The organism is Pseudomonas sp. FW300-N1A1 (assembly GCF_058789115.1).
The window spans coordinates 1-1,314 of record NZ_JBYTBK010000087.1 but is presented as its reverse complement, the minus strand read 5'-3'; the positions used below and the strand labels follow the sequence as shown (position 1 = coordinate 1,314).

At 51.8% G+C, this 1,314-nt stretch carries 1 protein-coding gene; it reads right to left on the bottom strand.

From position 1 onward, the window contains the following. Positions 1-38 precede the first annotated feature (38 nt). Positions 39-1,261, bottom strand: a protein-coding gene (locus tag AC3WQN_RS25405; protein ID WP_103402423.1) for an IS3 family transposase whose coding sequence is annotated in 2 segments (ribosomal slippage) — positions 39-910 and positions 910-1,261 — 1,224 coding nt in all. Because the reading frame shifts where the segments join, the coding sequence is not laid out codon by codon here. Positions 1,262-1,314: the final 53 nt, after the last annotated feature.

The following is a 1,314-nucleotide window of genomic DNA, read 5'->3' as shown; positions in this document are numbered from 1 at the left end:
GTGTCCAGTCCTGAAATAGGTTTACACCCATTTCAGCCTCAAAACGCCCGATGCACCGCATCGGGCGTTTTGTATTTCAGCGACAGATGAGGTCGCTCGTTGTTATAGATTTGCACCGACTCGTCCACCATTCGCGTGGCTTCTGCCGCATCTTTCGGTCGATGTAAGAGAAACTCAGTTTTCAAAATCCCGTTCACACGCTCAGCCAAAGCATTTTGATAGCAGTCGTAGCCATCGGTCATTGAGCATCTGACACCGTACTTGGCATGCAACCGCTGATAAAGCTCGGAGCAGTATTGGACGCCCCTATCTGAGTGATGAACCAGCTCTTGCCCAGTGGTTCGCTGCTTGAGCGCTTTTCTGAATGCCTGAATCACAGATTCGGTATGCAAGCTTTCGTGGACATGATGACCCACGATTTTTCGAGAATAGGCATCCGTGACCAAGCTCAGATAGGCCACGCCCGTTTGAGTGGGTAAGTAGGTGATGTCGGCTACCCATACTTGTTCTGGCGCCGTAGCGACTATTTGTACCGGCCCTTCTTTAAGCAAATTGGGATGCCGGCGGAACCGATGATGGCTATCGGTCGTTTTGTGATAAGCCCGCTTGCGGGGGACCAGCTCGCGCCGATCTCGCAAAATATCGAATAGGCAGTCTCGACCAACCTTTACCGACACCTTGGGTTCACTGTGCATCAGATTGTGGAGCTTTCGAGTGCCGAGGCGAGGTTGTCTAAGCCGCTTTTCCCGCACAAAGCCCATGACTTCCTCGGCTTGGCGTGCCCGGGCATCACACGCTCGATTGCGCTTGTAATAGGCCTGACGGGAAATCCCCATGAATTGGCAAGCCCGACTAATACTCAGGTCTTGGACCTTGGCTTGGGAGAGGACTTGCCGGATCGCTTTTTTACGACAGAAACACCAAAGTCGTTTTTCAACACATCAACAACGGCTTCGAAAAACTGAGCTTTTTGGTTCGCCTGGGCGAGTTTTTCTTCAAGCTCTTTGATTCGCTGCTCAGGCGTCAGCGGCTTGTCAGGCTCATCCATGGAACGGGATCTCTTGGTGCGAATGGACGCGCCTTGACTCCAGTTTTGTCGACCATGTCTGCGTAACCAGTTCAATACGGTCGATTTGCCCTGAATGCCATAGCGCGCTTGAGCCTCTTTATAACTCAACTCGCCTTTTTCGACCTGATCGACGACGGACAATTTAAAGGTCAGCGGATAGTCACGCTGACTGCGCCTTTTTCCCGTATTCATTACGCCCTCCTGAGAATCGGTCAGAAGGTGTAAACCTTATTCAGGACGGGACA